This is a genomic window from Actinomadura citrea (genome assembly GCF_013409045.1).
GTDB classification, from domain to species: Bacteria; Actinomycetota; Actinomycetes; order Streptosporangiales; family Streptosporangiaceae; genus Spirillospora; species Spirillospora citrea.
Genome location: NZ_JACCBT010000001.1, coordinates 5026693 through 5041336 on the forward strand (window position 1 = coordinate 5026693; position 14644 = coordinate 5041336).

Here is a 14644-nt window from a genome sequence, read left to right on the forward strand (position 1 = left end):
GCCCGCAGCCTCTGCGCCCCGACTGCCAAACGCCGCCCGCGCCCGACCGCGGAACCGGCCGGGAAAGGCGTGTGGCCCGGCCCCTGGTCGGGTCCGGGCCACACGGTGCGGCTTCGGCGGGCGTCAGCGGGCCGCGGCCTCCATGGCCTGCTTGACGGCGGCGCGCTTCTGCCGGAGCTTGGCGAGCGCCTCCTCCAGGATGGCCTCGCCGTCCTCGTCGCTGCGCCGCTCCTTCACGTACGCGAGGTGGGTCTTGTACGGCTCCGTCTTCGGCGGGGCCGGGGGGTTGTTGGAGTCCTGGCCGGCGGGGAACCCGCAGCGCGGGCAGTCCCACGTCTCGGGGACCGCGACGTCCGTCGCGAAGCTGGGGCGGGTCTCGTGCCGGTTGGCGCAGTAGAAGGTCACCCAGACGCGGGGGGCGGCGTCGCCGCGCTCCGCCTCTCCCATCGGACCGGCCCCGACGCGGCTGCCCCGAATCGCGTTGCCACTACCCACGGAATACTCCTCGCTTGGTGATCCGCCGCCGCCCGTGACCTTCGAGGACGGCGCGGCGCTCGCATGTGTTGAACGGGACGGCTCAGCCGACGCCCTTGTGCTTGAACAGCAGCCCGAGAACGACGATCGAGGCGAACCAGACCACCCCGACGCCGATGGTCAGCCGGTCGAGGTTGCGCTCGACCACCGACGACCCTCCGAGGGAGGACGAGACGCCGCCGCCGAACATGTCGGACAGGCCGCCGCCCTTGCCCTTGTGCATCAGGACGAGGACCACCATCAGCAGGCTCGTGACGATGAGCACGATGGACGTTGCGATGATCACGTTTCTTCAGCGCCTTGTCTGTAGTTCAGGACGGAGCTCGAGCCGGAGCGGGCGTTTACCCGTCAGATACGAAGGGTACGACGAAGTCCCCGCTGGTTCGGCAAGAACCCCTGGTTCACGCGGAATTGATCAGTTTTGATCAGACCGGCAGATCCCGGTACCGGCAGATTTTGACGAACTCTCCCGGGTCCAGGCTGGCACCACCGACCAAAGCGCCGTCCACGTCGGTCTGCGCCATGATCCCGGCCACGTTGCCGCCCTTGACCGAACCGCCGTACAGGATACGCGCCTCGTCGGCCACTCCGCCGTCGTACAGCTCGGCGAGCCGCGTGCGGATGGCCGAACAGACCTCCTGCGCGTCCTGCGGGGTGGCGACCTCGCCGGTGCCGATCGCCCAGACCGGCTCGTAGGCGATCACGGAGCGCCGCACCTGGTCGGCGGTGATCTTCTCCAGCCCGCCGTCGATCTGCGCGAGCACGTGCGGGACGTGCCCGCCGGCCTTGCGGACCTCCAGCCCCTCGCCGACGCACAGGATCGGGGTGAGGTCGGCGGCGAGCGCGGCCTTGGCCTTGGCGTTGACGACCGCGTCGTCCTCGGCGTGGTACTGGCGCCGCTCGGAGTGCCCGACGACGGCATAGGTGCAGCCGAGCTTGGCCAGCATCGCCGCGGAGATCTCACCGGTGTAGGCGCCGGAGGCGTGCTGGGAGACGTCCTGCGCGCCGTACTGGATCCCGTACTTGTCGGCCTCGATCAGGGTCTGCACCGAGCGGAGCGCGGTGAACGGCGGGAGCACCGCGACGTCGACGGCCTCGTAGTCGGCGTCCTTGAGCGCGAACGCCATCTTCTGGACGAGCGCGATCGCCTCGAGGTGGTTGTTGTTCATCTTCCAGTTGCCGGCCATGAGCGGCTTGCGGCCGCTCGGGCCGCCGGCAGGGGTCGCGCGGGCCATCGGTCAGTCCTCCAGGGCTTGCAGGCCGGGCAGCGTCTTGCCTTCGAGGTACTCGAGGCTCGCGCCGCCGCCGGTCGAGATGTGGGAGAAGGCCGCCTCGTCGAAGCCGAGCAGCCGGACGGCCGCGGCCGAGTCGCCGCCGCCGACCACGGTGAACGCGCCCGAGTCGATGAGGCCCTGCGCGACGGCGCGGGTGCCGTGCGAGTAGGGCTCCATCTCGAACACGCCCATGGGGCCGTTCCAGAAGACCGTCCTGGCGTCGGCGAGGCGCGCGGCGAACAGCTTGCCGGACTCGGGCCCGATGTCCAGGCCCAGCCGGTCGGCCGGGATCGCGTCGGCGGGCACCACGTCGTGGTCGGCGTCCGCGGCGAACGCGGTGGCCGCGACGATGTCGACCGGCAGCACGAACTCGACGCCGGTCTCCTCGGCGCGCCGCAGGTACTCGCGGACGGTGCCGAGCTGGTCCTCCTCCAGGAGGCTCCCGCCGACCTCGTGCCCCTGCGCCTTGAGGAAGGTGAACACCATGCCGCCGCCGATCAGGATGCGGTCGGCCTTGCCGAGCAGGTTGTCGATGACCCCGAGCTTGTCGGACACCTTGGACCCGCCGAGCGCGACCACGTAGGGCCGCTCGACGTCCTCGGTGAGCTTTCTGAGCACCTCGACCTCGGCGACGATCAGCCCGCCCGCGGCGTGCGGGAGCCGCTCCGGCACGTCGTAGACCGACGCGTGCCTGCGGTGCACCGCACCGAACCCGTCCCCCACGTAGACCTCGGCGAGGGCGGCCAGCCGGTCGGCGAAGGCGCCGCGCTCGGCGTCGTCCTTGCTGGTCTCGCCCGGCTCGAAGCGCAGGTTCTCCAGCAGCGCGACGCCGCCGTCGGCGAGGCCGCCGACCGCCGCGCGGGCGGAGTCGCCCACGACGTCGGTCGCGAACGCCACCTCCGTGCCCAGCAGCTCGCCCAGGCGGGCGGCGACCGGCGCGAGCGAGAGCTCGGGCTTGACCTCCCCCTTGGGGCGGCCGAGGTGGGCGCAGACGATGACCTTGGCGCCCCGGGCCCGCAGCGCCTCGATCGTCGGCAGGCTGGCCCGGATCCGCCCGTCGTCGGTGATCCGCATCGTGGTGGAGGGGCGGCCCTCCACACCCTCCGGAGGAGGGCCGGAGTCCTGCAGCGGGACGTTCAGGTCCGCTCGCAGCAGGACGCGCCGTCCGGCGACGTCGAGGTCGTCAATGGTGCGCATCGGGATGCGGTGTCCTTCCGTACACGGCCCCGCCGTGGCCGCGCGTCGCGCGGCCACGGCGGTGACGGGCTTCGGTTACAGCTGCGAGCCGACGAGCTTGACCAGGTCGACGAGGCGGTTGGAGTAGCCCCACTCGTTGTCGTACCAGCCGACGACCTTCACCTGGTCACCGATGACCTTGGTCAGCCCGGAGTCGAAGATGCACGACGCCGGGTCGGTGACGATGTCGCTGGAGACGATCGGGTCCTCGGTGTAGGTGAGGTAGCCCTTCAGGGGGCCGTCGGCGGCGGCCCTGAACGCCTCGTTGACCTCCTCGACCGTCACCTCGCGGGACAGCTCGGCGGTGAGGTCGGTGGCCGAGCCGGTCGGCACCGGGACGCGCAGGGCGTAGCCGTCCAGCTTGCCCTTCAGTTCCGGCAGCACCAGGCCGATCGCCTTGGCGGCGCCGGTGGAGGTGGGGACCACGTTCAGCGCGGCGGCGCGGGCGCGGCGCAGGTCCTTGTGCGGCGCGTCCTGCAGGTTCTGGTCCTGCGTGTAGGCGTGGATCGTCGTCATCAGGCCCTTCTCGATGACGAAGTTGTCGTGCAGCACCTTGGCCAGCGGGGCCAGGCAGTTGGTGGTGCAGGACGCGTTGGAGATCACCGTGTGGTTCGCCGGGTCGTACCTGTCCTCGTTGACGCCGAGGACGACGGTGAGGTCCTCGTTCTTGGCCGGCGCGGAGATGATCACCTTCTTGGCGCCGTTGTCGGCGTGCACCCGGGCCTTGTTCGCGTCGGTGAAGAAGCCGGTCGACTCAACGACGATGTCGGCGCCGACCTCGCTCCACTTGAGGTTCGCGGGGTCGCGCTCCTCGAATGCCTTGATGGCCTTGCCGCCCACGACGATCTCGTCCTCGGTGGCGCGCACGTCCTCGGGGAAGCGGCCGAGGATGCTGTCGTACTTGAGCAACTGGGCGAGCGTGGCGTTGTCGGTCAGGTCGTTGACCGCCACGACCTCGATGTCGGCCCCGGACGCCTTCACCGCGCGGTAGAAGTTGCGGCCGATCCGGCCGAACCCGTTGATGCCTACTCGGATGGTCACGGAACCGCTCTCCTCGTACGTCGTATCGCCCGGTGCCAACCGGGCTCTTACCTACGGTCGATCCGGGGTACTACCCCACCTCAGACCCTATCCAATGACCCACGAGTAGCCGGACACCGGTTTCGTGGGAATCAGGGGTGAGCCCGCCGTCCCCCGGTAGGGGGAGCGCGCCGCCCCGCCCCGCTTTCACGACATAGCACGATCATCACTACACTCGCGGGCCATGTGGCGCGGGTGGTCGGTTCTGTTGGCGGGGCTGGTGGGGGCCGTGCTGCTCGGCCGCCCGGCCGAGGCCGCCCCCATGTTGGAGCGCGCCAAACCGGAGAGCCGCGCGGACGCCATCGCCGCAGCGCTCCGCCGCGACCCCGTGTACGTCACCGACCACGAACCCCGCGCGCTGCCCCCGGACGCCGCCGCGCGGATCAAGGCGTCCGTGGCCCGGCTGGGCGTCCCCACGTATGTGGCCGTGACACCGACCTCGGGCCTCGGCCCGCAGAACCCGTCCGACTCTCTCGCTTCGCTGCTGCGCGACCGGCTGCGCAGGGACGGCGTCTACATCGTGGTGCCCCCCTCCGGCGGCGGCGGCGAGGTCCGCCACTTCGGCGGCGCCCGCGGCCTCCCGCTCGACGACGCCTGGGCGGCCGCGGACTTCGAGACCCCCTACGACGCCGGCGCTCCGGAGGTGATCGCGCGGTTCGTGGACATCGCCCTGTCGGGGCACGCCGGGGAGCGCCGCGACCATCCGCGCCCGAGGCCGAAGTCGAAGATCCGCAAGGCCCTGGACGCCGACGACGCGGCCGACCGGCGGGCGTCCCGCATCGAGTGGGCCGTGTTCGGCGGCGGAGCCGCGCTGAGCGGGGTCCCGATCCTGGGCCTGCTGGCCGGCCGCCGCGTCCTGTCGGCGAGACGGGCGCGGCAGCCGAGGAAGCCGCCGAAGAAGAGAACCAGGAAGAACACCAGGAAGGCGCGCAGATGAGGCGGCTCCCGGTCGTGCCGCGGTTCCCGGTGGTGCTCGCCGCCCTCGCCCTCTCCGCGCTCGCGGTCGTCCCCGGCGCCGCCGCAGCCGACGAGCCGCCCCCGCACGCCTATCACCGGCTCGACCGGGTGGGCGCCGCGCTGGCCGAGGATCCGCTGTTCGTCGACCCGGACCTCGCGCAGGCGCTCGGCGCGCCCGACCGCGCCCGCCTCCGCGCCGCCGTCGCCGGGACGGCGAAGCGGCTCGGCGCGCCGGCGTACGTCGTGGTGATGCCGAACCCGAGCCAGTCGGAGTCACAGGGCCGCGACGACGCGTTCCTGTTCATGCTGCACGACCGCTCGCGCCGCGACGGCCTCTACGTGATGGCCGACTCGCACGGCCATCTGGAGTCCGAGGCGTTCAACGTGCCGCGCCGGGGCCGCTCCTCGCTGGACGATCTGGACGAGGAGGACGAGCCGGGCGCCGCGACGCCCGCCGACTCCGAGCGTCCGTTCGACGGGCTCGCCGACCGGATCGTCCGGAGGCTCGACCGCCACGCGGCGGCGCCCTCGGCGTCCCCCACCATGCCGCGGTTGTACTCGACTCCGGACCCGTTCGGGCAGGAGAACACGCTGAGGCCCGACGAACCGGAGATCACGGCGCCGCTGCTGACCGGCCTCCTGCTCGCCGGGCCCGCGGGGGCCGCGATCCTGTACTGGCTGGGCCTCGGTGTCCTGGCGCTGCGCCGGGGAGGGCGGCCGCGCTCCCCGAGCCGGCAGAGGGCCGGACGGCACGCCGAGGCGCGCACCAGGCCGAGCATGCACTGGCTGCGCCGGCACGGGGCCAAGGATCTGGAGGGGCTCCGCCGCCTGCTCACCACGGCCGGCGGCGAGCAGGGACGCGACTACGCCGTCTCGGCCTACGACGCCGCGCAGATCCTCTACGACGACGCCAAGGACGACGAGAGCAAGGCGGCCGACCTCGTCGGCGCGATCGTGCTGGCCCGCCAGGGGCGCATCGCCCTGACCCGGGACGTCGCGTCCCCGCCGTCCCCGTGCCTGGTGAACCCGCTGCACGGCGGCTCGGTCGTGCGCAGGCGCGTCCGGAAGCTGGAGAAGAAGCACGGCGGCGCCCTGCCGAGGCCGTGCCCGCTCTGCGCGAACTGCCGGGACCTCGACGAGCGGCAGGGACTCGACGAGCGGCGCCTCCTGCAGATCCCGGGTCCGGACGGCCACCGCCCCCACACCCTCGTCCCGGGCGTGTGGCGCGACACGGCGTGGGGCGCCCACGGCAAGACCTTCCTCCCCCGTGTGATGAGGTACCTCGGTGTTGACTGAACCGTCCCCCGGCGAACGGCTGGCCGCCGCCCTGCGCCGCTCCCCCGTCCACGTCGACCCGTCCCTGGCGTCGGCGCTTCCCGCGGCGGCCCGCCGCGCACTCATCGCCAAGCTCCGCAAGGCGCCCGCGCCGGTCTTCGTCGTGCTGGTCCCCATCGTCAAGGGCGGCACGTGGACGGACGCCGAGCAGCTCGCGACCGTCGTCCACGACCGCCTCGGCCGCGACGGGATCTTCATCACCTTCGACGACGACTCCCAGGACCTGAGGGCCCGGGAGTGGGGCGGCGACCACCGGGCCGACCGCGCCGCCTGGGCGGTCACCCTGGACCGCGCCATGGACGACGCGCCGCTCGCCGCCCGCCTGTCCCGCGTCGCCGACCTGATCGTCTCCGGCACCGGCCAGCAGGAGTACGACCGGGTCTCCGCCGAGATCGACAAGCGCTACAAGGCCCGCCACGGCGCGCCGTCGCCCGAGGGCGGCACGGGCGGGGGCGGGGGCGGGCTCGCGCTGCCCCTCGGCGCGGGCGCGGCGGGCGCGGCCGCGGCCGGAGTCGCCGGGTTCCTGCTGTGGCGGCGGCGCCGGATGGCCTCCGTCCGCCGCGAGGGCGAGGGCCTGCTGATGCCCCGCACGGTGTTCGCCACGGCGAACCGCGCCACCGAGGACCAGCTCCGCGAGCAGGCGTCCCGCGAGGTCATCGCGTTCGGGGAACTGCTGGACGACAGCACCGTCCCGACCTCCGGCGAACGGCCCCGCACCCTGGTGGCTCGCGCCCTGGACGCCTACCAGGCCGCGGGGAAGACCCTCGACGCGGCGCGGGGCGTCCCCGACCTGGCCGGCGTCCTGGTCCTGCTCGACCAGGGCCGCGACGCCCTCGCCTCCGCGCAGGCCGTCGCGAAGGGCAAGCCCGAGATCCCGCCCGTCCCGCTGTGCTTCTTCAACCCGCTCCACGGCGACGCGACCGGCGAGCTCGACTGGCGGCCCCTCGGCTCCCGCAGGCGCCTGAGCGTCCGGACCTGCCGCCCGTGCGCCCGCGCGGCCCGCGACAAGCGCACCCCCGAGGTCCTCACCGACCGCCGCGACGGCCGGGAGGTCCCCTACTACGAGGCCGACCCGTCCCGCAGCGTGTGGGCCGAGACCGGGTACGGCCAGCTCCGCGACGACCTCATCGAGCGCGTGCTGCGCGGCGACAACACTCCCCGCTGACCGCGCGCCCCCGAATGTTTACCGACCCTTCACCGGTGGCCGTCCGCCGGTAGGGGGCCCCACGTGTGTTGTGGGACTGTGGCTCATCGATCTTGGGGAGGCGCCCGCGGCGCGGGGTGCGCCGCGCTCCTGCTGTCGCTGTCGTGCGGCTGCCACGGCGCCGCCCCGCCCGTCGTGCCGGTGACGGCCCGCGCCGCGGTGCGGGGCGTCTGCCTCGGCTACAACGGCCTGGACAGGGTGAACCCGGCGGCGCGGGTTCGCTCGGGCCGGTTCGCCACCCCGAGGGCGGCCCCCGTCCGCGTCGCCGCCGGGACGGACGTGGACTGGGGCCGCGACCCGTTCGGCGACCGCTCGTGGCAGCTCTGGTTCCACTCCCTCGAATGGCTCGGCGGCCTCATCAGGGAGTACGAGCGGACAGGAGACCGTGCCGCGCTCAGGACGGCCGCGGGCATCGCCCAGGACTGGCTCGCCGACAACACCCGGCCGGAACGGTTCTCCGAGCACCGGCGCGAGGCGATCGGCGAGGCCGCCAAGTTCCGCCTGGCCACCCTCGTCTGCCTGCGGAGGCACCTGGGAGGGCGGTGGCTGGACCAGGCCATCGCCGCTCACGCGCAGTGGCTGGCCCGTCCCGAGCACTACTCGGGCCCCTGGAACCACGGCGCCGACGAGTCGATGACGCTCATGACGGCGGGCTGCGGCATCGGCCGGGCGGACCTCGCCGCGCTCGGCCACCGGCGCCTGCTCGACGCGATCCTCGCCCCGCCCGGCGGTGCGCGGCCGGCCATCGACGACGAGGGCGCAGGCAACGAGCAGTCCACGCACTACGCCGTCTACGACCGGAACCGGTGGCGGCTCGCCTTCCGGGTGATGCGAGAGTGCGGCCGCACGGTCCCCGCCGAACTCGTCCGCCGGCACCGGCTGCTGGACGAGTTCATCGCCTTCCAGACCACGCCCGCCGGAGACCTGCTCCAGATCGGCGAGTCGTACGCGTCCAGGGCCTCCGAGATCGATGACCCCGGAACGGGCCCGCTCAGGTACGCGGCGACGCAGGGCGCGAAAGGCGTCCCGCCGAAGGAGAGGGCCCGCGTCTACCGCGCCGGATACGTGGTGGGCAGGTCCGGTTGGGGACGAGGGAACCGCTCGTTCACCGAGGAGATGTCCTACACGGCGCGCTTCGGCCCGGCCCGGTACGCGCACGGACAGAACGACCACATGGCGCTCACCTTCCATGCGCTCGGCCGGGACGTCCTCGTTCCGAGCGGCCACATCGGCTACAGCGAAACGACCTGGCGGAGGTGGCTGGCCTCGCCGGAGGCGCACAACACGCTCGTGGTGCGGGGCGTCCCGTTCCGGGAGAACGCCGCGACGGCCTTGGTCGCGCACGAGTTCCGGCGCGGCGCCGACACCTTCCGGTTCTCCGACACCGCCTTCGCCGGGACGACCCGCTCCCGCTCGGTGCTCGCCGCGTCCGATCCCGACGCCGTCGTCGTGCTGGACGAGGTGCGCTCCGCCGCCCCCCGTCCCGTCGAGCAGCTCTGGCACCTGCCCACGGCGTTCACCGCGGTCCGGGACGGCCTCAACGCCATCGCCACCGCAGGCCCCGTCCGCGTCCACTTCATCCGTTTCCCGCTCCCCGACACGACGAGCGGACCCACCAGGATCGTCCGGGGGGCGCTCACCCCGCCGCAGGGCTGGATCGCCCCCGCCCCCCGTCAAAGGCTCCCCGCCCCGGTCGTCTCCTTCACCGCACGCGGCGGAACCCCGCCGGCCCGCATCCTGACCCTGATCGCCCCCGTCCACGGCGACGACCGCCCAACAATCCGAACCCGCACGCTCCCGGACGGAACACTCCACGTGGAGGCAACTTTCCCCACCCACCACCTGACCTTCGAGGCCACCCCGGACGGCACCCTCCGTCGCCTCCCCTGACCAAGCCAGCCCCTCACGCCCAGGAAGCACAACCAAGGCACGGGCGCCCTAGCGCCTGGAGGCCGCACGACCCGCCGAGCCGGGCGACCGCAGCGACACCACGAACCCGCACGGGCACAAGAACCTCAGCCGTGGCGTGAGGATCGCCTGGCTCGTGACGGGGGGATGAGGGGCCCCCGACAAGCTACTGCGCGAGCATGTCGGCGGTGAGGTTGGCTTCGGTGCCGGGGATGCCCTGGTCGCCGGCGCGCTTGTCGGCCATGGCGAGGAGCCGGCGGATGCGGCCGGCGATGGCGTCCTTGGTGAGGGGCGGGTCGGCGAGCTGGCCGAGCTCCTCCAGGGACGCCTGCTTGTGCTCCAGGCGGAGGCGGCCGGCGTTGACGAGGTGCTCGGGGGCGTCGTCGCCGAGGATCTCCAGGGCGCGGGCGACGCGGGCGCCGGCGGCGACGGCGGCGCGGGCGGACCGGCGCAGGTTGGCGTCGTCGAAGTTGGCGAGGCGGTTGGCGGTGGCGCGGACCTCGCGGCGCATCCGGCGCTCCTCCCAGGCCAGGACGCTGTCGTGGGCGCCGAGCCGGGTGAGCAGGGCGCTGATCGCGTCGCCGTCGCGGACGACGACGCGGTCGACGCCGCGGACCTCGCGGGCCTTGGCGTGGATCTTCAGGCGGCGGGCGGCGCCGACGAGGGCCAGCGCGGCCTCGGGGCCGGGGCAGGTCACCTCCAGCGACATGGAGCGGCCGGGTTCGGTGAGGGAGCCGTGCGCGAGGAACGCGCCGCGCCAGGCCGACTCGGCGTCGCAGGCGGCGCCCGCGACGACGTGCCGGGGCAGTCCGCGGACGGGCCGGCCGTTGTTGTCGATGAGGCCGGTCTGCCGGGCGAGGGACTCGCCGTCCCGGAAGACGCGCACGACGTAGCGGTTGCCCTTGCGCAGGCCGCTCGGCGCGAGCACGACGACCTCGGAGGTGTGCCCGAAGACCTCCGAGATGTCCTTGATCAGCCGCCGGGCCGCCACACCGGTGTCGATCTCGGCCTCGATCACGATGCGGCCGCTGACCAGGTGCAGGCCGCCCGCGAACCGCAGCAGCGTCGAGACCTCGGCCTTGCGGCAGCACGGCTTCAGCACCGTGAGCCTGCTCAGCTCGTCCTTGACCACACCGGTCATCGCCATCTGATGAACCCTCCCCCTATCGGACTTCCAGCAGTCTGGCCGATCGCGGCCGCGCCGGTCGTCACTCGGTGAATATCTGTACGAAGGCTTGGGCCAGACGGGCGGGTTCGTGACGCGGTGATCCGTCGTCGGCGGCGACGTCGGCGAGCACGAGGCGTCCGCCGAGGTCCTGGACGGCCTTGTCGAGGGCGTCCGGGTCGTCCACCACCGCGCGGTCGGCGAGGACGACGTCCACGCGCAGGTCGGGGGCGTGCGCCTGCAGCACCTCCAGGTGGGTCTGCGGCGAGAAGTCGTCGGTCTCGCCGGGCTGCTGCGCGAGGTTCAGCGCGACGACGCGGCGGGCGCGGGCGGTGGTGAGGGCGCGGGCGAGCGCGGGCACCTTCAGGTGCGGCAGGACGCTGGTGAACCACGAGCCGGGGCCGAACACGATCCAGTCGGCGTCGTCGACGGCGGCGAGGGTCTCCGGGCAGGCGGGCGGGTCGGCCGGCACCAGCGACACGCCGAGCACGCTGCCGGGCGTCCTGGCGCACGCCACCTGGCCCTTGACATGGGTGATCTCGTCGGGCCTGGCGGGGTCGGCGCCGCGGACCTCGGCGACGATGTCCATCGGGACGGCCGCCATCGGCAGCACGCGGCCGTGCGCGCCGAGCAGCCGGCCGACCCAGTCGAGCCCGGCGACGGTGGAGCCGGGCGAGGCGCCGTCCCCGCGGAGGAGCTCCCACAGCGCGACGATGAGCAGGTTGCCGACGGCGTGGCCCTGCAGGTCGCCCTCGCTGCGGAAGCGGTGCTGGACGACGTCCCGCCAGGTCTGGCCCCATTCGTCGTCGCCGCAGAGGGCGGCGAGCGCCATCCGCAGGTCGCCGGGCGGCAGTACGCCGAGCTCGCGGCGCAGCCGCCCGCTGGAGCCGCCGTCGTCGGCGACGGTGACGATCGCGGTCAGCCGGTCGGTGACGCGGCGGAGCGCCGACAGCGACGCGTAGAGGCCGTGGCCCCCGCCGAGCGCGACGACCTTCGGGCCGAGGGGCTTCACCGTGCCGTTTCTCTCCTCGTCCGGGCCCCCCGCCGGGTCCCGGCGCGGGCCGTCATTCGCGGCCGAGGTCACGATGGGCGACCTGCACCTCGATGCCCTCGTCCCGCAGCCGGGCGGCAATCTGTTCCGCCATGGCAACACTACGGTGTTTTCCACCGGTACATCCCACGGCGAGCGTCACGTAGTGCTTGCCCTCACGTTCATACCCGCCGGCGAGGAGCCGCAGCACCTCGGCGTAGGCGTCCAGGAACTCCTTGGCGCCGTGCTGCCCCAGGACGTAGTCGCGGACGGCGGGGTCGCGGCCCGTCATCGGCCGCAGCTCCGGCACCCAGTGCGGGTTCGGCAGGAACCGGCAGTCGACGACGAGGTCGGCGTCGACCGGAAGGCCGTACTTGTAGCCGAAGGACACGACGGTCGCGCGCAGGCTGGACTCGCCGCTGTCGTTGCCGAAGAAGCCGATGATCTTGTTGCGCAGCTCGTGCACGTTGAGGCCGCTGGTGTCGATCACCAGGTCGGCCTCGGCGCGGACCTCGCGGACCAGCTCGCGCTCGCGGGCGATGCCGTCCACCAGGCGGCCGTCGCCCTGCAGCGGGTGGGGACGGCGGACGCTCTCGAACCGGCGCACGAGGTCGGCGTCGCCGGCCTCCAGGAACACCACGCGCGGGTGGACGCCGCGGGCCTCCAGCTCGGCGATCGAGGAGTGCAGGTCGTCGGTGAACGCGCGGCTGCGGACGTCCACGACGACGGCGATGCGCGGCACCGCGTCCTTCACCCGGCCGCCGAGGTCGGCCATCGTGGCCAGCAGCCCGGGCGGCAGGTTGTCGACCACGAACCAGTCGAGGTCCTCCAGCGACTTGGCCGCGGTGCTGCGGCCCGCCCCGGACATGCCGGTGACGATCACGATGTCCGGAATCTTGGTATCGCTGGTCATGCGCTTCTCCCCCTGTGCTCCCCGTCGTCCCCGCCGGGATCCTCGCCGCCCGCCGGCGCGGCGCCGCCGTGCAGCGCCGCGACGATGCTCTCGGCGCTGCGCATGCCGATTCCCGGGACCTCGGCGACCTGCGCGGGCGTCGCGTCCTTCAGCCGCTTCAGCGACCCGAAGTGTTTCAGCAGCGCCGCGCGCCGCGCCGGGCCCAGACCAGGAACGTTATCGAGTTCGCTGACCGTCATGGACCTGGATCGCCGCTGCCGGTGGAAGGTGATGGCGAACCGGTGCGCCTCGTCGCGGACCCGCTGGACGAGGAACATGCCCTCGCTGTTGCGCGGCAGGATGACCGGGTCGGCCTCGCCGGGGAGCCAGAGCTCCTCCAGCCGCTTGGCGATCCCGCACACCGCGATGTCGTCGACGCCGAGCTCGTCGAGGGCGCGCTGCGCGGCCGCGACCTGCGGGGGGCCTCCGTCGACGAGGACCAGGTTGGGCGGGTAGGCGAACTTGCGCGGCCGGCCGGTCTCCGGGTCGATCGGCTGGTGCGCGCCCTCCTCCTCCGGGTCGCCGAGGGTGTCGAGCTCGCCGGTCTTCTCGCTCTCGGCCAGATAGCGCCGGAACCGGCGGGTGATGACCTCGTGGATGGAGCGGACGTCGTCCTGCCCCTCCACGGCCTTGATGGTGAACCGGCGGTATTCGCTCTTGCGGGCCAGGCCGTCCTCGAACACGACCATGGACGCGACCACGTCGGTGCCCTGCAGGTTGGACACGTCGTAGCACTCGATCCGCAGGGGCGCGTCGTCGAGCTCCAGGGCCTCCTGGAGCTCCTGCAGGGCGCGGCTGCGGGTGGTGAGGTCGGACGCGCGGCGCGTCTTGTGCTGCTTGAGCGCCTCGTGGGCGTTGCGCGCCACCGTCTCCAGCAGGGTCCGCTTGTCGCCGCGCTGCGGGACGCGCAGCCGGACGGGCCCGCCCCGCTGCTCCGACAGCAGCTCGGTCATGGCCTCCTCCTCCGGGGGCAGGGCCGGGACGAAGACCTCGCGGGGCACCGACTCGCTCTCGCCGTAGGTCTGGATGAGGAAGTGCTCGACCAGGTCGGCGGTGGTGACGTCCTCGACCTTGTCGACGACCCAGCCGCGCTGCCCGCGGATGCGGCCGCCGCGCACGTAGAACACCTGGACGGCCGCCTCCAGCTCGTCCTCGGCGAAGGCGATCATGTCGCAGTCGGTGCGGTCGGGCAGCACGACCGCCTGCTTCTCCAGGGCGCGCTCCAGGGCGCGGATGTCGTCGCGCAGCCGGGCGGCGCGCTCGTACTCCTGGGACGTGGCGGCCTCGCGCATGTCGCGTTCGAGGCGCTTGATGAACCGGGTGGTGTTGCCCGCCATGAAGTCGCAGAAGTCCTCGGCGAGCAGGCGGTGCTCGTCGGGCGAGACGCGGCCGACGCACGGCGCCGAGCACTTGCCGATGTAGCCGAGCAGGCAGGGCCGGTCGAGCTGGTGCTGCCGTTTGAACACGCCGGCGCTGCACGTCCGGACGGGGAACACGCGCAGCAGCAGGTCGACCGTCTCCCGGATCGCCCACGCGTGGGAGTACGGCCCGAAATAGCGCACGCCCTTGCGCTTGGCGCCCCGCATCACCATCACCCTCGGGAACTCCTCGTTCAGGGTGACGGCGAGATAGGGGTAGGACTTGTCGTCGCGGTAGCGGACGTTGAACCTGGGATCGAACTCCTTGATCCAGGAGTACTCCAGCTGGAGGGCCTCGACCTCGGTGCCGACGACCGTCCAGTCGACGCGCGCGGCCGTCTGCACCATCGTCTGGGTGCGGGGGTGCAGGGCGGAGAAGTCGGCGAAGTAGGAGCCCAGCCGCGAGCGCAGGTTCTTGGCCTTGCCCACGTAGATGACCCGGCCGTGCTCGTCGCGGAACCGGTACACCCCCGGGGATTCCGGGATGGAGCCGGGTGCGGGTCGGTAGGTCGCCGGATCTGCCACGCTCGAAAGCCTAATGGGCGGCACCG

Annotated in this window: 13 protein-coding genes; 4 read left to right on the forward strand and 9 right to left on the reverse strand. The window is 73.0% G+C overall.

Features of this window, described 5'->3' with window-relative positions; genetic code table 11:
- Window positions 1-123: 123 nt before the first annotated feature.
- From BJ999_RS23555 to gap, 5 genes are all read right to left on the reverse strand, one after another.
- A complete protein-coding gene (locus BJ999_RS23555) occupies window positions 124-495 on the reverse strand; it encodes an RNA polymerase-binding protein RbpA (RefSeq protein WP_179835297.1) in 372 nt (123 codons plus the stop codon).
- Between the two features lie 82 nt (window positions 496-577).
- Window positions 578-820, reverse strand: coding sequence for a preprotein translocase subunit SecG (secG, locus tag BJ999_RS23560; protein ID WP_089313386.1), 243 nt, complete (start codon window positions 818-820; stop codon window positions 578-580).
- 139 nt (window positions 821-959) lie between these two features.
- The gene (gene tpiA / locus BJ999_RS23565) at window positions 960-1769 is read right to left on the reverse strand and encodes a triose-phosphate isomerase (protein WP_179835298.1); all 810 of its coding nucleotides are present in this window, start codon (window positions 1767-1769) and stop codon (window positions 960-962) included.
- 3 nt (window positions 1770-1772) lie between these two features.
- Window positions 1773-3005 carry a phosphoglycerate kinase gene (locus tag BJ999_RS23570; protein ID WP_179835299.1) on the reverse strand — a complete coding sequence of 411 codons (1233 nt, stop codon included), beginning with the start codon at window positions 3003-3005 and terminating at the stop codon, window positions 1773-1775.
- Between the two features lie 75 nt (window positions 3006-3080).
- On the reverse strand, window positions 3081-4085 hold the full coding sequence (gap, locus tag BJ999_RS23575; RefSeq protein ID WP_179835300.1) for a type I glyceraldehyde-3-phosphate dehydrogenase: 1005 nt from the start codon (window positions 4083-4085) through the stop codon (window positions 3081-3083).
- Between the two features lie 223 nt (window positions 4086-4308).
- Here gap and BJ999_RS23580 point away from each other — a divergent pair, with 223 nt between their 5' ends.
- From BJ999_RS23580 to BJ999_RS43685, 4 genes are all read left to right on the forward strand, one after another.
- Window positions 4309-5061, forward strand: a complete 753-nt coding sequence (locus tag BJ999_RS23580) for a hypothetical protein (RefSeq protein ID WP_179835301.1) — start codon at window positions 4309-4311, stop codon at window positions 5059-5061.
- Window positions 5058-6377, forward strand: a complete 1320-nt coding sequence (locus BJ999_RS23585; RefSeq protein ID WP_179835302.1) for a hypothetical protein — start codon at window positions 5058-5060, stop codon at window positions 6375-6377. The genes BJ999_RS23580 and BJ999_RS23585 overlap by 4 nt, the downstream gene beginning before the upstream one ends.
- A complete protein-coding gene (locus BJ999_RS23590) occupies window positions 6367-7581 on the forward strand; it encodes a hypothetical protein (RefSeq protein ID WP_179835303.1) in 1215 nt (404 codons plus the stop codon). The genes BJ999_RS23585 and BJ999_RS23590 overlap by 11 nt, the downstream gene beginning before the upstream one ends.
- 78 nt (window positions 7582-7659) lie before the next feature.
- The gene (locus tag BJ999_RS43685) at window positions 7660-9510 is read left to right on the forward strand and encodes a heparinase II/III domain-containing protein (protein WP_179835304.1); all 1851 of its coding nucleotides are present in this window, start codon (window positions 7660-7662) and stop codon (window positions 9508-9510) included.
- A gap of 184 nt (window positions 9511-9694) precedes the next feature.
- Here the strand turns inward: BJ999_RS43685 and whiA are convergent, their stop codons facing one another.
- From whiA to uvrC, 4 genes are all read right to left on the reverse strand, one after another.
- Window positions 9695-10675 (reverse strand): DNA-binding protein WhiA, encoded by a 981-nt coding sequence (gene whiA, locus BJ999_RS23600; RefSeq protein ID WP_179835305.1) that lies wholly within the window; start codon window positions 10673-10675, stop codon window positions 9695-9697.
- A 61-nt stretch (window positions 10676-10736) separates the two neighbouring features.
- Complete coding sequence (locus BJ999_RS23605) at window positions 10737-11705, reverse strand: gluconeogenesis factor YvcK family protein (RefSeq protein ID WP_229810297.1); 969 nt, start codon at window positions 11703-11705, stop codon at window positions 10737-10739.
- Between the two features lie 52 nt (window positions 11706-11757).
- Entirely contained in the window at window positions 11758-12636 is an 879-nt protein-coding gene (gene rapZ, locus BJ999_RS23610) for an RNase adapter RapZ (RefSeq protein ID WP_179835307.1), read from the reverse strand.
- Window positions 12633-14618, reverse strand: a complete 1986-nt coding sequence (gene uvrC / locus BJ999_RS23615) for an excinuclease ABC subunit UvrC (RefSeq protein WP_179835308.1) — start codon at window positions 14616-14618, stop codon at window positions 12633-12635. Before uvrC ends, rapZ begins: the two co-directional genes overlap by 4 nt.
- Between the last annotated feature and the right edge of the window lie 26 nt (window positions 14619-14644).